Here is a 24195-nt window from a genome sequence, read left to right as displayed (position 1 = left end):
CAACATGAATAAAAAGTTTTTGGGGAGCCTGTCCGCGGTAGTCATGGCAGGCACACTCGTACTTAGCGGCTGCGGCAACAATGCCGGCACCGCGTCCAAAGCGGAAGAAACGCCGAAAGCGCTCGTTAAAGCCTCCGTAGTCAAAGCGACGGAAATTACATCGTACCAGCTCGACAGCAATTTCACGGTCAATACATTGACGGTAACCGCGCCGAGCAGCGCCGATTCGGCAAGTGTGGATCAGGTGGTCAGCATGCTGAAAGGCGCCGAATTCAATGTGAAGACGGTTTACCAGGGCGATCCGATGCAGGCGGAAATGATGCTTGAAGTGAAGCTCAAAGGCGATATGGAAATGACCATCAAGCTGCCGATGGTCATGACGAAAGAAAAATTGTACGTCAAAGTACCGGATATCGCGCTGCTGCCGCTTCCGGAGAACCTGGTCGGCAAATTTATCGAGATCGATATGAACGAACTGGCCGCGGAACAAGGCGCGGAAGTCAATACGGCTATGATGGACCCGAAAAATGCGCAAAAATTGAGCCAGGACGTCAGCTCCGCCATTTTGGACAGCTACGACGAAGCGACTTACTTCAAAAAGCTGAGCGCAACCGAAGCCGGACTGCCGGAAGGCGTAAAAGCCGAAGACATCGTTCGCTTCGAAGTAACGAACGACAACGTTAAAGAAGCCATCACGACGCTGGTCAACGTAGCGCTGCCGAAAGTTATCGACACGCTCGATACACCGGAATATCGTGAAATGCTCGGCGCGACCGAAGAAGACTTTGCCAAAGCGCGCGAAGAATTGAGCACGAAAGACAACGAAGAAATGAATAAACAGCTGGACGAACTGAAGAACTATCTGACCGTAAACACGTTCCAGATCGATACGGCGCTGAACGCCGATAAATTCCCGGTTTACCAGAAGATGCTGATGGACGTAAACTTCAAAGACGACGAGTCCGGCACTTCCGGCCAAGTCGCGCTGCAGGGAACGTCGACTTACAGCAAGTTGAACGAGAAGCAGACGTTTGAAGTCGGCATCCCGACCGATACCGTCACGCTCGACGAACTGCAAAGCACAATGAACGGTTATTAATCCCTGAACGCTTAAAGCCGGACGATGGATGGCGGGGGCCGTCGATCGTCCGGGCCGCGGGGCGGCAAGAGATTTTGCGGACTGCCGACTTAGCGGCAACCGCGTTTGGACGGGCCTTCCGCCGCGAAAGCGCAAAGGCGCGAACAAACGGGTTCGAGCAAAGAGCCTCTTTCACATCGAGCGAAAGAGGCTCTTTTTTTATGCCGATTTGGATCGGCCGGCGGCATAGACCGCGGATCGGGACAACCGAAGCCGTTTAAAGCGGCGTTGTCCCGCCGTCGTCCGCCGGGGCGCTTTCCGCCGACAAACGTTCCGTTTCCGCGCGCTCCAACGCGCGGCGCTCTTTCAGCCGGGCGCGCAGTCCGCGGAAAAAGGCGGACAGCTGCTCGGAACATTCGGCTTGCAGCACGCCCGCGATCCATTCGGTGCGATGATTGAAGCGCGGCTCCTGCAGCAGATCCATCAGCGTGCCGGCGCAGCCGGCTTTGGGATCGGCCGTTCCATAGACGACAAGCGGCACGCGGCTTTGCACGATGGCGCCGGCGCACATGGGGCACGGCTCCAGCGTGACATAAAGCGTGCAGTCCAGCAGGCGCCAGGCGCCGATTGCTTCGCTGGCTTCGCGGATGGCGATCATTTCGGCGTGGGCCGTTGCGTCGTGCGTCGTCTCGCGCAGATTATAGCCCCGGCCGATAATTTCGCCGCCGCGCACGACGATCGCTCCGATCGGGACTTCGCCGATCGCTTCGGCTTTGCGAGCTTCTTCGATTGCGGCACGCATCCAGCGTTCATATTCTTCCAAAGCGGAAACTTCCGATTCCAAAATGGTAAAGCTCCTTTCGGGGCAAAGCGGGATATCCATCGAACAGGCATTCCGTTGTTAACATATTGTGCACAACGTTGTGGATAACTCTAAAACAGTCCCCATAATTATACACATAGTGTACTAGGCGTCTGTGGATTTGTGAATGGATTGTGGACAAAAAAATAAATTACAGCCTTCTCTATGTGAGAAGACTGTAATTTATCCCGATTTGGGAATTATTCGATTGTAGCGATCGAGTCGTCTTTGGACTCCTGATAGTTGCGGATAATGGATACTTCAACCCGGCGGTTCTCCGCGCGTCCGGCTGCGCTCGAGTTCGAAGCGACCGGATGATACTCGCCGGCGGCGATAGAATTGAAGCGTTCCGGATCGAGCTTCGGGTTCTTGAGCAGCACCTGCATAAAGTTGTTGGCCCGCGCCGAGCTGAGATCCCAGTTGTTCTTGAAATCGCTGTTGGCGATCGGCACGTTGTCGGTATGACCCGTCACCTGAATATTGTAGCCCGGGAAATTCTTCAGGATATTGGCGATCGAAGCGGCCAGCACGCGCGAAGTCGGCTTGACGGTCGCCTCGCCGGAGGCGAACAGCGCTTTATCGCTGATGACGATCTTGAGCTGCGACTGATTCAGCTTCGTTTCGAGCTGGTCGCTGAGACCGTTCTTGGAGATGTAGCTGTCCAGCTGTTTCTTCAGGTTGGTCAGGTCTTCCTGTTCTTTCTGCTTGAGCTTGGCCAGCGTTTCGTTGGCGGCGTTGTTCTTCTTGGCGCTCGCCTGCTTGGCCATATCTTCGAGAGACTGTGAATCGTTATCCTGCGTCATCGATTCTTTTTCGGTCGTGGAGGTATGTTCCAGCACGTTCGGACCGCCGTTCAGGACGGAATCGAAAGCTTCGGCCATCGCCTGGAACTTGCTGGCGCTGGCCGAACTCATGGCGTACAATACGATAAACAGGGCGAGCAGCAGCGTCAGAAGGTCGGCATAAGGCATCAGCCAGCTTTCGTCGGCATGCTCCTCGTGATGCTCTTTCCTAGCCTTCTTGGCCACCGGAATCGCCTCCCTTTTCCTCTAATTTCTTGCGTTCCGTAGGAGTGAGGAAGACGGACAGCTTTTGGTTGATCGCGATGGTCGAAACCCCGGATTGAATAGACAGCAGACCTTCCACCATCATCATGCGCACTTCGGTTTCTTTTTTGGACAGGCGTTTGAGTTTGTTCGAGATCGGATAGCTGAGTACGTAACCGACAAAGATACCGAGCAGGGTCGCGATAAAGGCGCCGGCGATTGCGTGCGCCAGTTTCTCCATTTCGCTGAGGTCGGACAGGGCGGCGATCAGGCCGACGACGGCGCCGAGTACGCCGAGCGACGGCGCGTACATCCCCGCCTGCGCGAAGATCTGGGCGCCCGTGCGGTGACGTTCTTCCATGGCGTGGATATCTTCGAGCAGTACGTCGCTGACGAAATCCTGATCGTTGCCGTCGATAATCATCCGCATTCCGTTGCGGAGGAAATCGTCGTCGATCTCGTCGACTTTGGATTCGAGAGCGAGCAGGCCTTCGCGGCGGGTGATCGAAGCCCATTCCATAAACATGCTGACCAGCTGAGTCTTGTCGATCAGCTTTTGTTTGAACAGGAACAGCTTAATCAGTTTCGGAAAGCTTTTCAGATCGCTCATCGGAAAACCGATAAAAATCGTAGCGGCCGTACCCCCGAGAATGATCAGATACGCCGCGGGAACGATAAGCGAAGACAGCGGAGCTCCTTTTAAAATCATACCGACGAAAATCGAGATTAATGCCAAAATCAGACCAATAAGAGACGATAATTCCATGCAAGCACCTCATCCATGAGAATATTAATTTGTAAGCACGAAGGCCATCCCTGGCCTGTGCATATTGCCGTAAATCGGACCGTACTCGCCACTGCGAATTTATCGGGTTTATTTTCAAACCGCTTTCGGACGCCATCTCGGAAGAGCGGCGGTTTGAAAAAACACCTCACCTCGATATGTTTTTTATCGACAGGGGGAGCTTTTTTTTTAAGAGACAAATTGCGTTATAATGAAAATAAGCCACGGGTTTAAATTAATGTTCATAAAAAGGAGCCGGGATCATGGGTGTCAAACACGGAAGAGATTACGGGGAAATTTTGCAGGATTTGACGAAAGCGGTCTCATTGATCGAAGACAGCTACCTCTTTTTCGAGATGGAAGCGGAGGACTGGGAACGGCTTGGGCCGGAAGACCGGCTGGAAGTGCACGAAGCGCTGGCCGAAGACCTGTTCTACGCGCTCGGTACGCAGCCATCGATCGATGTGGGCAGCGCGGTTGTGATCCACGACCCTGCGCTCCACCGAATCAATATTCTAATCGGGGAGAAGCAGATGACGTTCGTGCCCCTGGTATAAGCGGGCGGAGCGGAAATTCGGGGGGAGACTGGATATGACGCAAAAAGAGCGGCCGCGCATCGCGGTAGTCGGAAGTTTGAATATGGATGTGGTGATGGAAAGCGGCCGGGTCCCGCAGCAGGGTGAAACTGTGCTCGGGACCGGCATGCATATGCTGCCGGGCGGAAAAGGCGCCAACCAGGCCGTCTGCGCGGCCAGGCTCGGCGCGCGGGTGTCGATGATCGGCGCGGTCGGCGCCGACGGGTTCGGCGAAGAGATGACCGCCGCGCTGGAGCGCGAAGGCATCGATACGTCCTGCGTGCTGCGGCGCGGCGATACGCCCAGCGGCACGGCCTCGATCTGGCTGAGCGGAGGCGACAACCGGATCGTGGTGTTTCCCGGCGCGAACGGCACGCTGACGGCGGAGGACGTCTCCGCGCCGGAGCCGTCCCGCCTGCTGCGGGAGGCGGACGCGGTGCTGATCCAGCTGGAGATTCCGCTGGAGACCGCCGCCGAAGCGGCGTCGATCGCCCGCGCAGGCGGGGCGATCGTGCTGCTCAACCCGGCGCCCGCGGCGGACGCCCTGCCGGACGCTCTGCTGCGCAGCGCGAGCGTGCTCACGCCGAACCGCGGCGAACTCGCCATCCTGGCGGGCGAGTCCGCCGAAGGGCAAGCGCGGCTGATTGAAGCCGCGCGGAAGCTGGCCGCCGCGAGCGGCGGCGCGGTCGTCACGACGCTCGGCGGGGCCGGAGCGCTCGTGCTTGAAAGCGCGGACCGCGAGCCGGAGGCGGTCCCGGCCGCGTATGCCGGTCCCGTCGTCGATACGACGGGGGCCGGCGACTGCTTCAGCGCCGCGCTCGCGGCGGCGCTGGCTCGCGGAAGCGCGCCGGGCGAAGCGGCGCGCTACGCCGCGTGCGCGGCGGCTCTGGCCGTGACGCGGCTCGGCGCGCAAGGCGGGATGCCGACCGCTATCGAGGTCGGCGGGCTTTATTCGGCTTCCGCCGACTCGGCGGGCGGCTGATACACCATGCAGTAGAACGGCTTCATGCCGTCCGGAGTCATCCGTTCGTAGGTGTCGGCGATGCTGAAGCCCGCCCGCGTATAGACCTTGATCGCCCGCTGGTTCCACGTCAGCACTTCGAGATCGATCTCGTAGTCCGGAGCGCGGCGCAGCGCTTCGGCGGTGACGGCCTGCACGAACAGGGTGCCCAGCCCGTGTCCGCACAGGTCGGGGCGCATGCCGATGCCGAGCCGGATCGTGCTGCTGAGCGGGAACAGCTGGGCGAAGCCCTGGAGCTCTCCGCTCCGATATACCGAGACATACTGCCGTTCGCGCAGCTCGGGATCGCCGAATTCGATCCCGAGCTCTTTCATTTGCGCCCAGGGCATCCATCCGTAGATATCGTAGGGTTTTTCGTACGACCATCGGCTGATCTGTTCGCCGTCGGATTCGGTCATCGGACGAACTCCAAAAGAAGATGCACACATGCTCGCTCGCTCCCTTTTTTGAATTTTTTCGACTAAAAAATAGGTAAAACCCCGTTTAGGCTTTGCGCGTCGGGGTAAATAATGACTATCACGGCAGCAAAACTTTCAAGCGGTATGCAACCTTTTCATGTTCCGTTTCGTAAGAGACAGGGAACGGCGGCTTTCCCGTCAATACGGAGGCGGCCGAGCATGAAAAAACCGCAATCGGATGATGGCGGTCATCGAATGCGGTCCTGAAATGCTTCTAAAGGCAAGAATAGTCGATTGAGTTATAAAAGAGAATTAATCGTTGGCAACCGTATTGTATGTGTAAGTGCTCATGTAGCGCGAAGCGCCTACGTAACGGTCGGCATAATAGCTAGAGCTCAGGCTGTCGTAACGAACTCCGTTCGAAGACGATGCGTGGGCGAATTTGCCGTTTCCTACATAAATTCCGACATGCGAAATGCCTCTGCCGTTGGTATTGAAGAATACCAGGTCTCCGGCGCGAAGGTCGCTTTTGTCAATCTTCGAACCTGCGCTGTACTGCGAAGACGATTGGCGCGGCAGATCGATTCCGAGCTTGTCGAACACATAGCTGGTGAATCCCGAGCAGTCGAATCCGTTAAGCGAAGTTCCCGCAGTGCGGTACGGTGTTCCAAGTGCAGAGTCGATTACATTGTCCAATTTGGAGTCTGCATGAGCGTTTCCTGTGGCTGCAACGCTAAATGCAATTGCAAGTCCCATTACTGCGGCTGTCAGCTTCTTCTTCAAAGACTTTGTACCCCTTCCATTTGCCTGCGAGGTTAGCTTAAGGATTCGGTTGAGAAGGTCCCCCTATGACTCCTCTGTTGCGAAGTCAATTCACCCATAACTGGTTCCCCCGCTTCCCGGTGCCGGAATTTGGCTCAGATCTTGGTTTGCACCGAAAAAGCTCCAGTTGTTATTCGTCGTTGTCAAAAGTATGAATGGCCGCTTAATTCGTAAGGGCCGGATTAAAGTTTACAAAGTTGTTACTACTCACAAAACACATTGTAGCAAAGGACTTAGCCGTTGGCAAACCTTTATTTAACTTTGTTCGGTGCGTGTTGGACACGGACCTTCCACCGAAACGTCCGAACCCGCGTGGTTGCAGCGTTTTCGGAAAGTTAAAAAAGATGATGTTCACACAAATTTGCGAGAGTGTTCTCCGCCTGAAGCGTACGAAGAAACCGACGGCTGCAACCGGGCGCGAATTAAGCTCCTGGTTTTTTTGTTTTGCTTTCGTCTTTTTATCGGATAAAATAGAGAGAGATGAAGAGTTTCATGAAAAAAGGTTAACTTTTTGCAAGAATTTTACGTTCACAATATCCGCCGAAGGAGGCGCAGACTCCGTTTATGGAAGACAACCAAACAGGCAAAAAACAGCTTGGGCTTAACATTATCAGCAGCAGCCAGAAAAGCAGCAAGCATAAAGGATTCGGCACCGGCTCGATCAATTTGAACAATGTATCCCCGATTATTATAGACGAAGGCGAAGCCAAGATCGACGTCGGCGCGATGCACGCCAAGAGCAAAGTCGAGCGCGGCATCAAGTTTACGGCCAACCGCGAAGACGCCGAAGGCGGCCGCCGGGTGTGGCTGGTCTGGGTCGCCGTCGACAAGACGGAAGAAGGCGGCCAGTACGCGGGCGCGACGGCGTGCGAGATGTGGATCAACGGCGAGACCAAGCGCGGCTTCAAGATCCTGGCCGACCACGTCAACAAGCTGGATTACGCCATCAAGCGCAAGATTATCCTGAACGAGATGGACGACGAAGCCAAAGCGGCGCTCAAGACGCTGCTGACGGCGCACAACGAAGACTGGTGGAACCGCTCGCCGGACGAATTGAAAGAAGCGCTCGGCTGAAGCCGGGACCGTCCCGCTTTCTCGGCGGACGCCGCATCTGTACGCAATAACAGGCAGGCCGAAAAGCGCCGCTCCCGCAGGGGGACGGCGCTTTTCGGCTTTTTGGCGCGCCGGCCGGCTGCGCCGCTTTAGGCAAGACGGCTGGCGGCGGAACCCGAGCCAGCCGTCCGCCCGTTCGAGCCCGCTTCGCTTACAAATAAAACGGCTTGGGCGGATTGGCTTTGTCGTTGACCGACACGTACGCGTGGTCCTTGATCCAGAATCGCCACGGCTTCGCCGCGTATTCTTCCGCGTAATCGATATTGATGCGCGGTCCGCATAGAATTGGCAGCGAATGCGGATCGTCGCCGGCTTCAAGATACAGCGGACCGGTCGGCACGCTCAGCCGGCAGCCGTTCAGCGACTTGTCGATATCGAGCGCCCGGCACAGCTTGCCCGGGCCGCCCGACAAATCCGCCGTTTTCTTGGATTTGATGCTGCGGAAAAAGCGCATGCGGCGCTCGTCTTCTTCGGTCAGCGGCTCGACGGCTCGGATCAGCACGGCCTGCGGATTGTCCGCTTCGCCCGTCACCACGTTCAGGCAGTGGTACATGCCGTAGATGAGGTATACGTAAGCCGGCCCGCCGGGGCCGAACATGATTTCCGTGCGCGCCGTGCGCCGCCCGCCGTAGGCGTGGCTGCCTTTGTCCAGCACGCCGCCGTAGCTCTCCGTCTCGACGATCCGGCTGCGGATCTCCCCGGCTTCCGTGCGTCGGACCAGAGTCTGTCCCAGCAGCAGCGGAGAGGCTTCCAGCGCGGCGGACGAGAACAGCGATGCCGGCAGCGGCCGGAAAGGACCGCGGGGCGGATGCGTGGCGCGCGCTTCGGAATGCGGTTCGATTGGCATGGGGATTCCTCCTGTTTCTGGCTGCATATTCTCTATCCTACATAAACGTTCCGCCGCCGCGCAAACCGCCCGAACGCGCAAGCCCGCTCCGCGGCGGCGAAAACGGCACTTTTTTCCGCGCGACTTGTTTGAATTCGGACCGTTCGGCGGCTAGAATATGCTATAGTACTATAGAAGAAATCTTCAATATACGGATTGGAGCGCAGCCCTATGCCGGAGACGAACCGCGTCCTGATCCGGCTTCGCAGCCGGCAGGACGGCGAGACGGTGGAGCAGACGCTCGCCGGACAAGTATTTGTGAAAGACCGATCGCTTTATATCCGCTACGAGGAACCGAGCGCGGCCGGCGGAGCGGAGGGCACGCGAACGCTGCTCAAAGTCACGGACGACGAACTCAAGATCATTCGCCACGGCGAGGTGGAATCGGAACAGTCCTTCCGCAAAGGGAGCGGCCTGGCCGGCTTTTACCGTTCGCCTTACACGCGTTTTGCGCTGGTTACCCATACCCGGGAGCTGAGCGTGCGCATGGAAGGCGTGTACGGGCAGATCGATTGGGAGTACGACCTGGAGATCCAAGACGCGCTCTCCGCCCGTTTTGCCGTAAGCTTAACCATACAGGAGGAAGACCATTCACATGACGATTAACCCGCTTGAACAGCTTGAGAACACTGTAAAAGAAGCGGTCGCCGCGGCGATCGCCAAATCCGGCCTCGTATCCGAAGCCGATATTCCGGGCATTGCGCTGGAAGTGCCGAAAGACAAGTCGCACGGCGACCTGTCCACCAACGCGGCGATGCAGCTGACCCGGATCGCCAAGAAGAATCCGCGCATGATCGCCGAAGCGATTATCGAGAATCTGGACCGCGAAGGAGCCGGCATCGAACGTGCGGAGATCGCGGGACCGGGCTTTATCAACTTTACGCTGAACAAAAGTTATCTGTACCCGGTCGTCGGCACCATTCATGCGCAGGGCGGGAACTACGGACGCGTCGAAGACGGCAAAGGCAAGAAAGTGCAGCTCGAATTCGTCAGCGCCAACCCGACCGGCAGCCTGCATCTGGGTCATGCCCGCGGAGCGGCCGTCGGCGACGCGCTGTGCAACCTGCTCGACTTTGCGGGGTACCGCGTCACGCGCGAGTATTACATCAACGACGCCGGCAACCAGGTGACGAATCTGTGCGTGTCGATCGAAGCGCGCTACCGCCAGGAGCTGGGCCAGGACGCGGAGATGCCGGAAGACGGCTACCACGGCGAGGATATCAAAGGCTTCGCCAAAGAGCTGGTACAGCTCGAAGGAGACCGCCTGCTGTCGATGAGCCAGGGCGAACGGATGGAATACCTGCGTACCTACGGACTGGAAAAAGAAATGCAGAAGATCCGCCGCGACCTGGACCGCTTCCGCGTCCATTTCGACGTCTTCTTCAGCGAAACGTCGCTGTACGAGAACGGACAGGTGCTGGACGCGCTCGACGAGCTGCGCGGACGCGGCGAAGTGTACGAGCAGGACGGCGCGACCTGGCTCAGAACGACCACGTACGGCGACGACAAGGACCGCGTGCTGATCAAGAACGACGGCACCTACACGTACCTGACGCCGGATATCGCGTATCACCGCGACAAGTACGCGCGCGGTTTCGACAAAGTCATGAACATCTGGGGCGCCGACCACCACGGCTACATTCCGCGGATGAAAGCCGCCATGCAGGGACTCGGCAACGATCCCGACAAGCTGATCGTGCTGATCGCGCAGATGGTCAGCCTGTTCCAGGGCGGCGAGAAGGTCAAGATGTCCAAACGGACCGGCAAAGCCGTCACGATGGAAGACCTGATGGACGAAGTGGGCGTGGACGCGATGCGCTACTTCTTCACGATGCGCGGCATGGATTCGCATCTGGACTTCGATATGGACCTGGCCGTTTCGACGTCGAACGAGAACCCGGTCTTCTACGTGCAGTACGCGCATGCGCGCATCTGCAGCATTTTCCGCCAGGCGGAGGAGCAGAGCGTCGCCGTGCTGCCGCTTCAGCAGGTGGATCTGGGCAAGCTGACCGCTCCGCACGAGTACGACCTGCTGCGCAAGCTGGGCGAGCTGCCGGAAGAAATCCGCATCGCCGCGGACGGGTATGCGCCGCACCGCCTGGTTCGCTATGTGTACGAAGTGGCGGCGATGCTGCACAGCTACTATAAAGCCGAGCGCTTCATCACCGAAGACGCGGCTCTTACGCAGGCGCGCCTGGCGCTGCTGGACGCGACCCGCACCGTGATCGCCAACGTGCTGCGCCTGATCGGCGTATCGGCGCCGGAACGGATGTAGAAGGCGCTTTGGAGCCGGAGCGGGGAGGTTTGAGGGAAGGGCGAAAGACGACTTTGAACGTCTTTTCGGCCGCTTCGCTTCGTTTCCGCGACCCGCTTCCGCCCAAGGCCGCCGCAAAATCGTCCGCGCTTCTTGCTTTTTGAGCGCGGATGCGTTTTACTTAGGTTGACTTTTTCTGTAATAACCGAACCGCACTATGTTTGAGAGGAAGTGTCCATACTTTGACACCTGCACCGATTGAATTGTCGATCGATAACGAGAAAATTCGCGAAATGCCGATGGTCGACCTGGCATTCTTGATCCTGAAGAAAGCCAACGAACCTTACTACTACCCGGACCTGATGAAGGAAGTCGCGCGCCATCGCGGACTGACCGAAAAAGAATCCGCCGATATGATCGCCCAGCTGTATACGGAGATCAACATCGACGGGCGCTTCGCCTGCGTCGGCACCAACCTGTGGGGGCTGAAACGCTGGTACCCGCTGGAGAAATCCGAAGATCCGGTTGTCAGCGCCAAGCGTCCGCGCATCATCAACGACGAGGACGACGACGATCTGGACGACGAAACGACGTACATTGCGGATTCGGACGAAGAATCGTTCGACGATACGAGCGACGAGGACGAAGACGACGAACTGTATGACGGCGACGAGGAAGAAGTGGACGAGGATGTAATCGTCGACGACGAAATCGAAGAGGACGAGGAAATCGAAGGCGAACAGATCGACGAAGAAGACCTCGACGAAGAAGAAGAGGAAGAAGAAGACGAGGATTACGAAGAGGAAGAAGAGAAGTAAGACGCGGCAATCGCCGCGGCGGATCTTTCTTTTCCACAGCGAAAGCGGGCCGAAAATGCCCGCTTTCTTTGCTTGACAGTGTCCGGGCCAGAAGGTAAACTATTGCTTGGGCTTTTGCTTTAAGTACGGACAATATGGAAGAAACGATAAAAGTGCCCCGTGGACACGGGTGTCGCTTTTTTTTGTTTTTATAGGGTGTTTTTCCATGAATGCAGCCATCCCGATCCTTGTTCAACCGATGCGCCGGAACGTTTTTTAGAGCAGGAAAAGGCAGTACCAGAACGACATTACAGGAGGTTTTCTACAGTGACCAAGTATATCTTCGTAACGGGCGGGGTCGTCTCGTCGCTCGGCAAAGGCATCACGGCCGCATCGCTCGGCAGACTTCTGAAGAACAGAGGCCTGAAAGTAACCATTCAAAAGTTCGACCCTTATATCAACGTGGACCCGGGAACGATGAGCCCGTATCAGCACGGCGAAGTATTCGTGACCGACGACGGCGCGGAAACCGACCTGGACCTCGGGCACTACGAGCGCTTTATCGATATCAATCTGTCGAAGAACAGCAACGTGACGACGGGTAAAGTCTATTCTTCCGTCATCAGCAAAGAACGCCGCGGCGAATATCTGGGCGGAACGGTGCAGGTTATCCCGCACATTACGAACGAGATCAAAGAACGCCTGATGCGCGCCGGCCGCGAATCGGGTTCCGACGTCGTCATCACCGAAATCGGTGGTACGGTAGGCGACATCGAAAGTTTGCCGTTCCTCGAATCGATCCGCCAGATGCGCAGCGACGTGGGCCGCGACAACGTGATGTACATTCACGTAACGCTGATTCCTTATATCAAAGCCGCGGGCGAGATCAAAACGAAACCGACGCAGCACAGCGTGAAAGAACTGCGCAGCATCGGCATTCAGCCGAACGTCATCGTCTGCCGGACCGAGCACGAGCTGTCCGAAGACACCAAGGCGAAACTGGCGCTGTTCTGCGATCTGGACAAAGACGCGGTCGTGGAATGCCGCGACGCTTCGACGCTTTACGAAGTGCCGCTCAACCTGCGAAGCGAAGGCCTGGACGAGATCGTGGTCAACTACCTGAAGCTCGATACGCCGCAGCCGGACATGACCGAGTGGGAAGCGCTGGTCGACCGGATCGGCAAGCTGGAGAAAACGGTCGAGATCGCGATCGTCGGTAAATACGTCGCGCTGCACGACGCCTACCTGAGCGTGGTCGAGTCGCTGTCGCATGCCGGTTTCGACGCCAACGCCGACGTGAAGATCCGCTGGGTGGACGCGGAGGAAGTGCGCGAGGACAACGTGGACGAAATGCTGGGCGGACTCGGCGGCATTCTGGTTCCGGGCGGCTTCGGCGATCGCGGCATCGAAGGCAAGATCACGGCGATCCGTTATGCGCGCGAAAATAACGTGCCGTTCTTCGGCATCTGTCTCGGCATGCAGGTCTCGGTAATTGAGTACGCGCGCGCCCTGGCGAACATGGAAGACGCGAATAGCTCCGAGATCAACCCGTCCACCTCGTTCCCGGTGATCGACCTGCTGCCGGAACAAAAAGACATCGAAGACCTGGGCGGCACGATGCGCCTCGGCCTGTACCCGTGCAAGCTGGTCGAAGGCACGCTGGCCATGCAGTGCTACGACGACGAGCTGGTATACGAAAGACACCGTCACCGGTACGAATTCAACAATGCTTACCGCGAACAGATCGAAGCGGCCGGACTGGTCATTTCGGGGACTTCCCCGGACGGACGTCTGGTCGAGATCGTCGAGCTGCCGAACCACCCGTGGTTCCTGGCGGTGCAGTTCCATCCGGAATTCACCTCCAGACCGAACCGCCCGCAGCCGCTGTTCCGCGAGTTCGTGAAAGCTTCGATCACGTATTCCGAGTAACAACGCGAAGGAAGGTCCGGACGCTGTCCGGGCCTTCTTTGCGCGTCCTGTCTTCCGTTACCCGCCGATATTGGGAAATATTCGGACTTCTCTGCTGGAATTAGCAGGAATGGGGCGCGAAGAGGTCGAATTAGACTTGAAGTCTGGAGCTGGGTAGGCAAAAAGCCGAGGGGGACGCTCCTGAGCGCAGAGAGCCCCGGCGGAGGCGCGAGAAATCGGCCGACGACGGGAGCAACCGGGGAGGACAGAGCAGAATGAGCGAACAAAAAATATTGATTGTCGACGACCAAAACGGAATCCGCATGCTGCTGACCGAAGTGTTCGGAAGCGAAGGGTATAAGACCTACCAGGCGGCAAACGGCAAAGAGGCGCTGGAACTGCTGAAAAGCGACCGGCCCGACCTGGTGCTGCTGGATATGAAGATTCCGGGCATGGACGGCCTGGAAATCCTGAGACACATCAAGGCTCACGACCCGGATATCAAAGTAATCATGATGACCGCTTACGGCGAGCTCGACATGATCAAGGAAGCGAAGGACCAGGGCGCGCTGATGCACTTTACCAAACCGTTCGATATCGACGAGATGAGGATCGCGGTGGGCAACTACCTGCGGGGATGAAAAGGCGCGCCGCGCCTTTTTTTGTTCATGCAAATTCCTTGGAAATCCGCCTTACGTGCCTGTTTAGTATTTGCCGAGACAGTGGTATAATAGGAAAGTATGGATGTCGGTTCAATATAGAAATCCAACATTTAATTAGGAGGAACAACCATGCCATTAGTTTCGATGACAGACATGTTGAACAAAGCTCTCGAAGGAAAATACGCGGTGGGTCAATTCAACATCAACAACCTCGAGTGGACGCAAGCCATCCTCGCGGCGGCCGAAGAAGAAAAATCTCCGGTAATCCTCGGCGTGTCCGAAGGCGCAGCGCGTCACATGAGCGGTTTCTATACAGTCGTTAAAATGGTGGAAGGCCTGATCCAGGACCTGAAAATCACCGTTCCGGTTGCGATTCACCTCGACCACGGTTCGAGCTTCGACAAGTGTAAAGAAGCGCTTGACGCAGGCTTCACTTCCGTTATGATCGACGGTTCGCACCACCCGATCGACGAAAACATCGAAATGACCAAAAAAGTCGTGGAATACGCTCACGCCAAAGGCGCTTCCGTAGAAGCCGAAGTCGGCACGGTCGGCGGACAGGAAGACGACGTAATCGGCGGCATCCAATATGCGGACCTGAACGAATGCGTACGCATCGTGAAGGAAACCGGCATCGACACCCTGGCTCCGGCTCTGGGTTCCGTACACGGTCCTTACCACGGCGAACCGAACCTGGGCTTCAAAGAGATGGAAGAGATCCGCGACGCGGTCAACCTCCCGCTCGTTCTGCACGGCGGCACGGGTATCCCGACGCACGATATCCAAAAATCGATCTCCCTGGGTACGTCGAAAATCAACGTAAACACGGAAAACCAAATCGCATTCGCAAAAGTCGTTCGCGAAGTACTGGCTGAAAAGCCGAACGCTTACGATCCGCGTACGTTCATCGCGCCGGGCCGCGAAGCCATCAAACAAACCGTTATCGGCAAGATCAAAGAATTCGGTTCCAGCAACAAAGCCTAAGCTTTCGAGCGCGGGACTTTATAAACGGAACGTGGTTTTCAACTTCCGATTTTCTCGATTCGGAACCCGAAGTTTGCAAGAATTCATTATGGAAAGCGCACCGCTCAGCCGGTGTCTTTCCATTTTGTTTTAGGGTGTGTGTTTTGGAAACGACCGGATTGCAAATAAGCCATTTTCAAAATCCTTTGAACGGCTGCATAACAAGTAGGGGGACCCTCGAACTTATGGAGAAATTAATGATCACCGGCGGACGTCCGCTTCAAGGGACGGTTACGATCAGCGGTGCGAAAAACAGTGCCATTGCACTCATTCCCGCTGCGCTGCTTGCGGATTCCGAAGTGATACTGGACAATCTCCCGCTGCTCAGCGACGTAGCGGTATATGCCGAGATTCTGGAAGGACTCGGTGCTCGCGTTTCCTGGGAAGGCAGCCAGATGAGAATCGACCCTTCGAACGTCAAGTCGATTCCGATGCCGAACGGCCCGGTCAAGAAACTGCGGGCTTCTTATTATATGATGGGAGCGCTGCTCGGCAAATTCGGCGAAGCGTTGATCGGACTGCCCGGAGGCTGCAATTTCGAACCCCGGCCGATCGATCAGCACATCAAAGGATTCGAAGCGCTGGGCGCAACGGCGGTAAACGAGCATGGAGCGATCCATCTGCACGCGGAAGAACTGCGCGGGACCAAGATCTATCTCGACGTGGCGAGTGTCGGAGCGACCATCAATATCATGCTGGCGGCTGCCAAAGCCAAAGGCTCCACCATTATCGAAAATGCGGCTAAAGAGCCTGAAATCATAGACGTAGCAACTTTGCTCAATTCCATGGGAGCCAGCATCAAGGGCGTCGGTACGGAAACGATCCGGATCGAAGGCGTCCGGAAACTGCACGGCTGCCGCCACTCGATTATTCCCGACCGCATTCAGGCCGGTACTTATATGATTGCCGCCGCGGCGACGCGCGGCAACGTCCTGATCGACAGCGTCATTCCGAAGCATCTGGAGGCGCTGACCGCCAAGCTTCAGGAAATAGGCGTTACCGTCGAGGAGATGGACGAAAGCATCCGCATCATCGGCGGACCGGATTACGAGCATGTCGACGTTAAAGCGCTGGTCTACCCGGGCTTCCCGACCGACCTGCAGTCGCCGATGACCAGTCTGCTCACGCAGGCCGGCGGAGCAAGCGTACTTAGCGATTTTGTGTACAGCAACCGGTTCAAGCATGTGCCGGAGCTGGTGCGCATGGGCGCAAAGATTCGCGTCGAAGGCCGTTCCGCGGTGATCGAAGGCGGCAAACTCAACGCAGCCAAGGTCCAGGCGGCCGACCTGCGCGCGGGAGCCGCGCTTGTGATTGCCGGATTGACGATCGAAGGCGGCGTGACCGAGATCGAAGGCGTCGAGTATATCGACCGCGGTTACGACAACCTGGTTACGAATCTGCGCAGCCTCGGCGCCGACGTCTGGCGCGAGACCGTCTGATCCGATTTTAATTTTGCTTGCGTTGACTGAACGGTACAGGCGCGGCTCCCGGCCGCGTCGGTGCTTTTTTCACAATAAGCGAATAGTTTTTCCGTAAAATGGGTAATGCTTATCGTAAATGGACGTTTTTTCTCCGTTTTTTTCAATTCCGTTTCTTATTCGTTTTACTTCCGTCCGTCAGGATATGGGCTCAAACTCATCGATCTTTTACTTCCGAACTTATTTAATCTGGAAACAAAAAGTACGGTATAATTGGATATACAAGACTCGGCCCGGTATTCGTTTCTTATAAGACGAATAGGTATGGGCCCGCCCATAAAAGTTTTCAAAAAAACTGCTGGATCTGTTCCGTAGGCAGTCGACATCGGAATTTTACACGCTGCGTGTCCATATAGATTTGAACGAACGACCCGAATCGCGATCGACGGGGCTGAACGAAGCCCGGAGTCTCGCGTCTTTTCATGCGTTTGCGCCCTGAACGGCGTTCAACCTTTTCCCTTACCGAAAGATACGGCCTGTGGAGCGTCCTGCGGGAGCCTGCGCGCCTTCCTAATATAAAATTGAATAGGTGGTTATTTTACATGGATCTGCAAATCTCCGACCTCGAAGAAATGAAGCTGACCGATCTCTACAAACTGGCGAAGCAGTATCAGATCTCGTACTACAGTCAAATGAAGAAAAGAGAACTGATCTTTGCCATTTTGCGCGCCCAGGCCGAACAAAGCGGCTTGATGTTCATGCAGGGCGTGCTCGAAGTACTGCCTGAAGGCTACGGCTTCCTGCGTCCGATCAATTACCTGCCGAGCGCTGAGGATATTTATATCTCGGCTTCGCAGATTCGCAAATTCGATCTGCGCAGCGGCGACCTGGTATCGGGCAAGTGCCGCGCACCGAAGGAGAACGAGCGTTATTTCGGCCTGCTTCAGGTCAATGCCGTCAACGGCGAAGATCCAGCCACGGCCGCGGAGCGTCTGCATTTCCCGGCGCTGACGCCGCTTTATCCGGAGAAAAAGCTCTCGCTCGAAACAACGCAGAACCGGCTGTCCGCGCGGATCATGGATCTGCTCGCGCCGGTTGGTCTCGGACAGCGCGGCCTGATCGTCGCGCCGCCGAAAGCGGGCAAAACGCAGCTGCTCAAAGAAGTCGCCAACAGCATCTCGGAAAACAATCCGGAGATCGAGCTGTTCGTGCTGCTGATCGACGAACGTCCGGAGGAAGTGACGGATATGCAGCGTTCGGTCAAAGGCGAAGTAGTTGCTTCGACATTCGACGAACTGCCGGAAAATCATATCAAAGTCGCCGAGCTGGTGCTGGAGCGCGCGCTGCGCATGGTCGAGCATAAAAAGGACGTCGTAATCCTGCTCGACAGCATCACGCGTCTGGCGCGGGCCTACAACCTTGTGATTCCGCCGTCCGGCCGTACGCTCAGCGGCGGTATCGATCCGGCCGCTTTCCATCGGCCGAAAAGATTTTTCGGTTCCGCGCGGAATGTGGAAGAAGGCGGCAGCCTGACGATTCTGGCGACTGCCTTGATTGACACCGGCTCCAGAATGGACGATATTATTTATGAAGAATTCAAAGGAACCGGCAATATGGAGCTGCATTTGGACCGGAAGCTGGCCGAACGCCGGATCTTCCCGTCGATCGATATTCGCCGTTCCGGCACGCGCCGCGAGGAGATGCTGCTGTCCAAGGAAGAGCTGGAGACGGTTTGGCATATCCGCAAAAATATGAACGATTCTTTCGACTTTGTCGAAGGCTTCCTCAAAAAGCTGAAGAACGCGAATACAAATGCCGAATTCCTGGCTTCTTTCGATGTATCCGCCGACAAGAAGACGTCTTCTTCGCCCGCGAAGAAAAGCGGCGCCAATTCGTCTTCCGGCGGGACAAGACGTCCGGCGGCGCGGTCCGCATCCGCCCCTGTAACCAGCAATTAAGCGCAAGTCCGCATAAAGGAGACTTTACACATGTATTTGGTTTATGCCGACGAAAACGGCAATGTATACGATCATCCCGAGCTGTTCGGATTGGCACGCAATGCCGATATGATCGTGGAGATTATGGAAGACGAGCTGATTCCTCTTCCCGACGGCGCGACCCTGGTCGGGCTGCCGAGCACCAAGCCGGTTGCTTTCGATCCCGAGAGCGGCGAGATGGTGGCGCTCGACGGCATGCAGGCGGTCGGCGCGCTGCTGCCGCAGGGCTTTACCCGCCTAGGCCTGCCCGGTTATGTCAAAACGGACAAAGACTATAAACTGCCGCTGTTCGGCTATTCCGCCGTCGTCTGGAAAGACGGACGCTTCTATGTGACGGCCGAGCAGTGCGACGATCCGGAGAAGTGGAATCCGGAGAACTGCGATACCAAAGAGCTGAATGCCAAGGTGCACGATCTGACCGAGAAATATCCGGACAACCGCCTGTACCAGCATTTGTCCAACTGTGCGCTCGGCTACGAATGCCTGACTTCGTCCAATACGTTCCTCGGCCGCTGGGAAGGCGGCGTGCCGGTTTCTTACTCCTGCAACGCTGGCTGCTTCGGCTGCATTTCCGAGCAGCCGGACGACAGCGGCTTCGTCGCGCCTCAGACGCGCATGAACTTCCGCCCTCGCGTGGACGAGCTGGTCGAGATTATGATGGAACACTTGACTACGCCGGAATCCATTATCAGCTTCGGACAAGGCTGCGAAGGCGAGCCTTCCACCCAGGCCAAGATTATTATCGAAGCGATGCGCGAGGTTCGTTCGCGCACGGATATGGGCTATATTAATATTAACACCAACGCCGGTCTGTCCGATCATATCCGCGGCATCGTCGACGCGGGTCTTGACCTGATGCGCGTCAGCACAATCAGCGCGCTGGACGACCACTATAATGCATACTACAAACCGCGTGCCTACACGCTGGCCAATGTCGAGAAGTCGCTGATTTACGCCGGCAAGCAGGGCGTCTATACGTCGATCAACTATCTGATCTTCCCGGGCGTCACCGACCGCGAAGAAGAAGTGGAGGCGATGGTCGAGTTCGTGCGCCGCACCGACCTCAAGCTGATCCAGATGCGGAACCTGAATATCGATCCGGAAAGCTACCTTGAACTGATTCCGCCGGCACGCGGCGAGCTGCTCGGCATGAAGCAGATGCTGGAGATCTTCCGCGCCGAGCTGCCGGATGTCGTGATCGGCTCTTACAGCCATGTACCGCCGGAAGGACAGCGGCGGGCGAAACGTCCGGTCGGACTGGTCTAAAAGGCGAAGCTTCCTTAGACCGCAGGGCCCGGCCGATTCCGTTTTGCGCTCCGCTCGTTTTGCTTTGTGTGTTTGAGCCTCCGGTCTCAAACGTTGGGAAAGCAAAGCCGAAGTCGCTCCAAACGCAATCGGCCGGGCCTGGGGGGCGGACTATGCAGTCCGCCTTTTCTTCCAGGGCGCACAAGGGCGTAGAGGCGTAGGGCCCGGCCGATTGCGTTTTGCGCTCCGCTCGTTTTGCTTCGTGCGCTCGAGCCTCCGGTCTCAAACGTTGGGAAAGCAAAGCCGAAGTCGCTTCAAACGCAATCGGCCGAGCCTGGGGGGTGGACTATGCAGTCCGCCTTTGAGAAAAGGTTTCCCGCGGACGTTTGTTTCGTCCACGGAATGTTCTCCTTCCCATGGGCGGCTTTGCACGCCCATCGGGAAGCCGCCGCGCTCTACCCGGTCCGCTTGGGTACAGAAGCGGACCGCTCTGCCCGGCAAGACGAAGAAGGCCGGCGGCAGGCAAACCGCCGGCTTTATTCGTCCGCCCCTTCCGCCCCTCATCGAAAGAGGAGGCGGAGGGCGGGGAGGGTCCGGTTTCGAGTTGAAGCGACTTTTGGCTTTCCCACTGCGTCGGAATCGGTCTATTCCGGGGCGGGAAAACAACCCGAGCGCCAATCGAAACCGGACCCTCCCCCCGGCCGGCAGAAGCATTGCCGGCCTGTTTGCGTTTTCTCTTTTTATCACGTATAATAAAGAGTGCCGTGCTAGATGGGGAGGTAGCGGTGCCCTGTAACTCGCAATCCGCTATAGCGAGGTTGAATTCCCGTTCGAGGTCATGCCCTGTAAGGTTTGGTCTCTACACATAACGTTGACGGTTGGGTCCTCCGCAATGAGCACCTGTGAACCTGGTCAGGTCCGGAAGGAAGCAGCCATAAGCAGGCCCGCTTTTGTGCCGGAGGGTGGCCTAGCCCGAGTTGTTGTGTAGAGGTGCCGCTTGGATGGCATCGTATCGAAGGCGGGTGCACGGTTTATCCTTTTCAAATAAGCGATCAGCATCTTTGCCGCAGGCAGAGGTGCTTTTTTCTTTTTCTTCATATAATAGAACTGCAAAAAAGTTGGGATTGTCGCCTTCAAAAGTGGACGCCGTCGTTTTTATCCGGGCGGAAATAGAGTATAATAAAGGGAAGACGACGGTTAAGAAGCCAGGCAAAATGGAGACAATCCGAAGTCCAAATAAAGGAGCCGTTCATGGAACATATTGCGCTTTACCGGGCTTGGCGGCCTCAGTCGTTCCGAGACATGGTGGGACAACAGCATATTATCCGAACGCTGCAGAACGCAATCCGCGAACAGCGGGTATCGCACGCTTATCTGTTCAGCGGGCCGCGGGGGACGGGCAAGACGAGCGCCGCGAAGATTCTGGCCAAAGCCGTCAACTGTGAAAAAGGACCCGCTCCCGAACCGTGCAACGAATGCGAAACGTGCAAACGGATCGCGGCCGGCGCGGTGATGGACGTGCTTGAGATCGACGCCGCCTCCAACCGGGGCGTGGAAGAGATCCGCGATCTGCGCGACAAGATCAAATATGCTCCGACCGAAGTCCGGCGTAAAGTTTATATTATCGACGAAGTGCACATGCTGACGACGGAAGCTTTTAACGCCCTGTTGAAAACGCTGGAAGAACCGCCGGAGCATGCGATGTTCATCTTGGCGACGACGGAACCGCATCGGCTGCCGGCGACGATTATTTCGCGCTGCCAGCGTTTCGACTTCCGTAGAGTATCGTTGGAGGAACAGACGGCAAGACTGACCGAGATTTGCCGCGAGGAACAGATCGACGCCGAAGACAGCGCTTTGCAGTATATCGCCCGTCTTTCCGACGGCGGTATGCGGGATGCGCTGAGCGTACTCGACCAGATCTCCGCGTTTACCGAAGGCAAAGTCACGTACGAGCAGGTGCTCGGCATGACCGGGGGAATCGCTTCCGAGCAGTTTTCCGCGCTTGCCGATTCGCTTGCGGCGAAAGATGCGGGCGGCGTGCTGCAAACGGTGGAGAGCTGGATGCAGGAAGGCAAAAGCGCCGACAAATGCATGGAGAATCTGCTGTACTACTTCCGCGACCTGCTGATGATCAAAATGGTGCCGAATTCCGAGCACATGACCGAGCGGGTACTGGACGCTTCGTCTTTTCAAGCGACGGCGGAGCGTTTTTCCAAAGAGATGCTGTTCCGCATGATCGATACGCTGAGCCGTTACCAGAACGAGATGAAGTATGCGGTCAATCCGCAGATGCTGTTCGAGGTGGCGCTGCTGAATCTGGTAAGTGTAGGCGATCAGCCGTCGGCCGAACCCGGCGAGGCGCGCCCAAGCGCCGCTCCGGCCGATTCGCAGGCGGTTAAGAAGCTGGAAGGCAAGATCGCCGAATTGGAAAAGAAGCTGGAGCAGGTGCTGCGCAGCGGCGTTCCGGCGTCGGGCGGCGGGGAAGCGGCGTCGAGTCGTCCGGCCGTTCGTCAGAGCGCGCCGCGCGTTTCGCGCATGGCCAAGCTGCCTCCGCATATGGACCGGTACCTGGCGCACAAGGACGATGCCGACTTTAAAGAAATTCGAAATAAGTGGCCTCAGGTGCTGCAGCGGGTAAAAGAAGAAAAGGTGACCGTTCACGCCTGGTTTACCAACGGCGAACCGGTGTCCGCTCTCGAAGATGCGGTGCTGGTGGCGTTCAAAAACGATATCCACCGCGAAACGATCGAGAAGCAGGCCAACCGCCAGGTGGTGGAACAGGTATTGTCGGAATATCTCGGCGGAGAACGGCGGCTGGTCACTATTATGCAGAAGGATTGGACCGATTCGGCCGAATCCGCCGGTGCCCCGAAGACGGAAGTGCTGGAGCTCGAACACGAAGAGGAAAACGGCAGCAAAGAACCCTGGGTAGACGAAGCGCTGAATTTGTTCGGGGAGAGCCTGGTTGTTATCAAGGAATAAATTCTGCCTGCGGCGGCGTGCGCTGAGCGCGTCCCCGGGCCAATTTAAGGAGAGATTGCAATGAATAATAACATGAACCAGATGATGAAGCAGGTTAAAAAGATGCAGGAACAAATGATGAAAGCCCAGGAAGAACTCGGCACGAAAAAAGTCGAAGGCACTTCCGGCGGCGGCGTAGTCAGCGTAGAAGTCAACGGCCACAAAAAACTGATCGGAATCAATATCAAACCCGAAGCCGTGGACCCGGACGATGTGGAAATGCTGCAGGACCTGATTCTGACCGCCGTTAACGACGCGCTGACCAAAGCCGAAGAACTCGCCAACCAGGACATGGGCAAATTCACGAACGGCATGAAGATCCCGGGTCTGTTCTAAACTAATTTGTAAAAGGGAAGTGTGGCCTTGTATTATCCGGAGCCGATTGCCAAGCTGATCGACGCTTTTACCCGTCTGCCCGGTATCGGACCGAAGACGGCCGCGAGACTCGCTTTTCACGTATTGAGTATGAAGGAAGACGACGTGATCGATTTCGCCAAAGCGCTCGTCAGCGTCAAACGCAATCTGCATTACTGTTCGGTTTGCGGCAATATTACGGATACGGATCCGTGCAGGATCTGCCAGGATAAGTCGCGGGACTCCTCGGTTATTTGCGTGGTGCAGGACCCGAAAGATCTGGTCGCTATGGAGCGGACCAAAGAATTCGACGGTTACTACCATGTGCTGCACGGGGCGATCTCGCCGATGGAAGGCATCGGGCCCGACGATATCCGTTTAAAAGAGCTGCTGAACCGTCTCAGCGACGAACGGGTGCAGGAACTGATCCTCGCAACCAATCCCAATATCGAAGGCGAAGCGACAGCGATGTATATTTCGCGCCTTGTACGGCCTTTCGAGATTAAGGTAACGCGAATTGCGCACGGCCTGCCGGTCGGCGGCGATTTGGAATATGCGGATGAAGTGACGTTGTCCAAAGCGCTTGAAGGCCGCAGAGAACTCTAGAGTTTTGCTGCTGTGTACAATAAAGAAAAGGTACGGCTTTGGAGCGTCTGTTCCGAAGCCGTATTTTTTGTGGGTTTTTCACGGATTATCGCTGACAGCGAAGCGTTTTCATTGTATAATCCATATATTGCAGCCAGATTTCAAGGCGTGGAAAATGCCGAGAAATGATATTGTTTGATTTATCTGCAATATAGTGTTGACTCGCTCGCTGCGGCTGTGCTACATTAATAAACGGCTCTTCGAGAGAAGGCCGGCACGATCGAAAGAAGTTCATAAGAAAATAAGCGCTGAAAAAGAAGTTAAAAAAAGTGCTTGACGAACT

At 56.5% G+C, this 24195-nt stretch carries 23 protein-coding genes, 1 other RNA gene and 1 riboswitch; of the genes, 17 read left to right on the top strand and 7 right to left on the bottom strand.

Annotated features, from left to right (window positions below; genetic code table 11):
- The first annotated feature begins 4 nt into the window (after positions 1-4).
- A complete protein-coding gene (locus QWJ34_RS25605; RefSeq protein WP_302731929.1) occupies positions 5-1099 on the top strand; it encodes a hypothetical protein in 1095 nt (364 codons plus the stop codon).
- Between the two features lie 256 nt (positions 1100-1355).
- Here QWJ34_RS25605 and tadA read toward each other — a convergent pair whose 3' ends face one another.
- The 3 genes from tadA to motA form a co-directional block, all read right to left on the bottom strand.
- Entirely contained in the window at positions 1356-1901 is a 546-nt protein-coding gene (tadA, locus tag QWJ34_RS25600) for a tRNA adenosine(34) deaminase TadA (RefSeq protein WP_483314308.1), read from the bottom strand.
- 239 nt (positions 1902-2140) lie between these two features.
- Positions 2141-2968 carry a flagellar motor protein MotB gene (locus QWJ34_RS25595; protein ID WP_302731927.1) on the bottom strand — a complete coding sequence of 276 codons (828 nt, stop codon included), beginning with the start codon at positions 2966-2968 and terminating at the stop codon, positions 2141-2143.
- The gene (motA, locus tag QWJ34_RS25590) at positions 2952-3752 is read right to left on the bottom strand and encodes a flagellar motor stator protein MotA (protein ID WP_302731926.1); all 801 of its coding nucleotides are present in this window, start codon (positions 3750-3752) and stop codon (positions 2952-2954) included. The genes QWJ34_RS25595 and motA overlap by 17 nt, the downstream gene beginning before the upstream one ends.
- 281 nt (positions 3753-4033) lie before the next feature.
- Between motA and QWJ34_RS25585 the strand changes: the two genes are divergently transcribed.
- Positions 4034-4327, top strand: a complete 294-nt coding sequence (locus QWJ34_RS25585) for a hypothetical protein (protein ID WP_302731925.1) — start codon at positions 4034-4036, stop codon at positions 4325-4327.
- 34 nt (positions 4328-4361) lie between these two features.
- Positions 4362-5327, top strand: coding sequence for a ribokinase (gene rbsK / locus QWJ34_RS25580; RefSeq protein WP_302731924.1), 966 nt, complete (start codon positions 4362-4364; stop codon positions 5325-5327).
- Here the strand turns inward: rbsK and QWJ34_RS25575 are convergent.
- Positions 5294-5764 carry a GNAT family N-acetyltransferase gene (locus tag QWJ34_RS25575; protein WP_368047179.1) on the bottom strand — a complete coding sequence of 157 codons (471 nt, stop codon included), beginning with the start codon at positions 5762-5764 and terminating at the stop codon, positions 5294-5296. The two genes, rbsK and QWJ34_RS25575, sit on opposite strands and share 34 nt — an antisense overlap.
- Positions 5765-6076: 312 nt before the next feature.
- Entirely contained in the window at positions 6077-6547 is a 471-nt protein-coding gene (locus tag QWJ34_RS25570) for a C40 family peptidase (RefSeq protein ID WP_302731922.1), read from the bottom strand.
- A 6-nt stretch (positions 6548-6553) separates the two neighbouring features.
- A riboswitch (cyclic di-AMP (ydaO/yuaA leader) is annotated at positions 6554-6692 on the bottom strand.
- A gap of 458 nt (positions 6693-7150) precedes the next feature.
- On the opposite strand from QWJ34_RS25570, the gene QWJ34_RS25565 reads away from it, so the two are divergent.
- Entirely contained in the window at positions 7151-7660 is a 510-nt protein-coding gene (locus QWJ34_RS25565) for a YwhD family protein (RefSeq protein ID WP_302731921.1), read from the top strand.
- Between the two features lie 190 nt (positions 7661-7850).
- Here QWJ34_RS25565 and QWJ34_RS25560 read toward each other — a convergent pair whose 3' ends face one another.
- Entirely contained in the window at positions 7851-8546 is a 696-nt protein-coding gene (locus tag QWJ34_RS25560) for a DNA-3-methyladenine glycosylase (protein ID WP_302731920.1), read from the bottom strand.
- 210 nt (positions 8547-8756) lie between these two features.
- Between QWJ34_RS25560 and QWJ34_RS25555 the strand changes: the two genes are divergently transcribed.
- The 13 genes from QWJ34_RS25555 to recR all read left to right on the top strand — a co-directional run bounded on the left by QWJ34_RS25555 (position 8757) and on the right by recR (position 23873).
- On the top strand, positions 8757-9191 hold the full coding sequence (locus QWJ34_RS25555) for a YwiB family protein (protein ID WP_302731919.1): 435 nt from the start codon (positions 8757-8759) through the stop codon (positions 9189-9191).
- Complete coding sequence (gene argS / locus QWJ34_RS25550; RefSeq protein ID WP_302731918.1) at positions 9181-10860, top strand: arginine--tRNA ligase; 1680 nt, start codon at positions 9181-9183, stop codon at positions 10858-10860. The genes QWJ34_RS25555 and argS overlap by 11 nt, the downstream gene beginning before the upstream one ends.
- 272 nt (positions 10861-11132) lie before the next feature.
- A complete protein-coding gene (rpoE, locus tag QWJ34_RS25545) occupies positions 11133-11657 on the top strand; it encodes a DNA-directed RNA polymerase subunit delta (RefSeq protein WP_302731945.1) in 525 nt (174 codons plus the stop codon).
- 306 nt (positions 11658-11963) lie between these two features.
- The gene (locus tag QWJ34_RS25540; RefSeq protein ID WP_302731917.1) at positions 11964-13565 is read left to right on the top strand and encodes a CTP synthase; all 1602 of its coding nucleotides are present in this window, start codon (positions 11964-11966) and stop codon (positions 13563-13565) included.
- Between the two features lie 254 nt (positions 13566-13819).
- Positions 13820-14185 carry a response regulator gene (locus QWJ34_RS25535; protein WP_302731916.1) on the top strand — a complete coding sequence of 122 codons (366 nt, stop codon included), beginning with the start codon at positions 13820-13822 and terminating at the stop codon, positions 14183-14185.
- 150 nt (positions 14186-14335) lie between these two features.
- Complete coding sequence (gene fba, locus QWJ34_RS25530) at positions 14336-15190, top strand: class II fructose-1,6-bisphosphate aldolase (protein ID WP_302731915.1); 855 nt, start codon at positions 14336-14338, stop codon at positions 15188-15190.
- A gap of 224 nt (positions 15191-15414) precedes the next feature.
- Entirely contained in the window at positions 15415-16668 is a 1254-nt protein-coding gene (locus QWJ34_RS25525; RefSeq protein WP_302731914.1) for a UDP-N-acetylglucosamine 1-carboxyvinyltransferase, read from the top strand.
- A gap of 581 nt (positions 16669-17249) precedes the next feature.
- Positions 17250-18605, top strand: coding sequence for a transcription termination factor Rho (gene rho, locus QWJ34_RS25520; protein ID WP_302731913.1), 1356 nt, complete (start codon positions 17250-17252; stop codon positions 18603-18605).
- 30 nt (positions 18606-18635) lie between these two features.
- Positions 18636-19910, top strand: a complete 1275-nt coding sequence (locus QWJ34_RS25515) for a radical SAM family protein (RefSeq protein WP_302731912.1) — start codon at positions 18636-18638, stop codon at positions 19908-19910.
- Positions 19911-20651: 741 nt separating this feature from the next.
- Positions 20652-20919: signal recognition particle sRNA large type (gene ffs, locus QWJ34_RS25510), an RNA gene on the top strand.
- Positions 20920-21140: 221 nt separating this feature from the next.
- The gene (dnaX, locus tag QWJ34_RS25505) at positions 21141-22874 is read left to right on the top strand and encodes a DNA polymerase III subunit gamma/tau (protein WP_302731911.1); all 1734 of its coding nucleotides are present in this window, start codon (positions 21141-21143) and stop codon (positions 22872-22874) included.
- A 60-nt stretch (positions 22875-22934) separates the two neighbouring features.
- On the top strand, positions 22935-23249 hold the full coding sequence (locus tag QWJ34_RS25500) for a YbaB/EbfC family nucleoid-associated protein (RefSeq protein WP_302731910.1): 315 nt from the start codon (positions 22935-22937) through the stop codon (positions 23247-23249).
- 27 nt (positions 23250-23276) lie between these two features.
- On the top strand, positions 23277-23873 hold the full coding sequence (recR, locus tag QWJ34_RS25495; RefSeq protein WP_302731909.1) for a recombination mediator RecR: 597 nt from the start codon (positions 23277-23279) through the stop codon (positions 23871-23873).
- An 85-nt stretch (positions 23874-23958) separates the two neighbouring features.
- Here the strand turns inward: recR and QWJ34_RS25490 are convergent.
- On the bottom strand, positions 23959-24195 hold a 237-nt coding region (locus QWJ34_RS25490; protein WP_302731908.1), incomplete at its 5' end, for a hypothetical protein.

The organism is Saccharibacillus sp. CPCC 101409, from assembly GCF_030518235.1.
Lineage (GTDB): Bacteria > Bacillota > Bacilli > Paenibacillales > Paenibacillaceae > Saccharibacillus.
The sequence above is the reverse complement of the archived record's forward strand: the minus strand, read 5'-3'. Positions and strand labels throughout refer to the sequence as shown.

Coding starts and splice junctions, on each gene's coding strand:
- rpoE (WP_302731945.1), top strand. CDS start 11,133: ATGCCGATGGTCGACCTGGCATTCTTGATCCTGAAGAAAGCCAACGAA.
- QWJ34_RS25515 (WP_302731912.1), top strand. CDS start 18,636: ATGTATTTGGTTTATGCCGACGAAAACGGCAATGTATACGATCATCCC.
- argS (WP_302731918.1), top strand. CDS start 9,181: ATGACGATTAACCCGCTTGAACAGCTTGAGAACACTGTAAAAGAAGCG.
- QWJ34_RS25525 (WP_302731914.1), top strand. CDS start 15,415: ATGGAGAAATTAATGATCACCGGCGGACGTCCGCTTCAAGGGACGGTT.
- QWJ34_RS25535 (WP_302731916.1), top strand. CDS start 13,820: ATGAGCGAACAAAAAATATTGATTGTCGACGACCAAAACGGAATCCGC.
- rho (WP_302731913.1), top strand. CDS start 17,250: ATGGATCTGCAAATCTCCGACCTCGAAGAAATGAAGCTGACCGATCTC.
- QWJ34_RS25500 (WP_302731910.1), top strand. CDS start 22,935: ATGAATAATAACATGAACCAGATGATGAAGCAGGTTAAAAAGATGCAG.
- QWJ34_RS25555 (WP_302731919.1), top strand. CDS start 8,757: ATGCCGGAGACGAACCGCGTCCTGATCCGGCTTCGCAGCCGGCAGGAC.
- rbsK (WP_302731924.1), top strand. CDS start 4,362: ATGACGCAAAAAGAGCGGCCGCGCATCGCGGTAGTCGGAAGTTTGAAT.
- fba (WP_302731915.1), top strand. CDS start 14,336: ATGCCATTAGTTTCGATGACAGACATGTTGAACAAAGCTCTCGAAGGA.
- QWJ34_RS25585 (WP_302731925.1), top strand. CDS start 4,034: ATGGGTGTCAAACACGGAAGAGATTACGGGGAAATTTTGCAGGATTTG.
- QWJ34_RS25575 (WP_368047179.1), bottom strand. CDS start 5,764: ATGACCGAATCCGACGGCGAACAGATCAGCCGATGGTCGTACGAAAAA.
- QWJ34_RS25560 (WP_302731920.1), bottom strand. CDS start 8,546: ATGCCAATCGAACCGCATTCCGAAGCGCGCGCCACGCATCCGCCCCGC.
- QWJ34_RS25565 (WP_302731921.1), top strand. CDS start 7,151: ATGGAAGACAACCAAACAGGCAAAAAACAGCTTGGGCTTAACATTATC.
- dnaX (WP_302731911.1), top strand. CDS start 21,141: ATGGAACATATTGCGCTTTACCGGGCTTGGCGGCCTCAGTCGTTCCGA.
- motA (WP_302731926.1), bottom strand. CDS start 3,752: ATGGAATTATCGTCTCTTATTGGTCTGATTTTGGCATTAATCTCGATT.
- QWJ34_RS25605 (WP_302731929.1), top strand. CDS start 5: ATGAATAAAAAGTTTTTGGGGAGCCTGTCCGCGGTAGTCATGGCAGGC.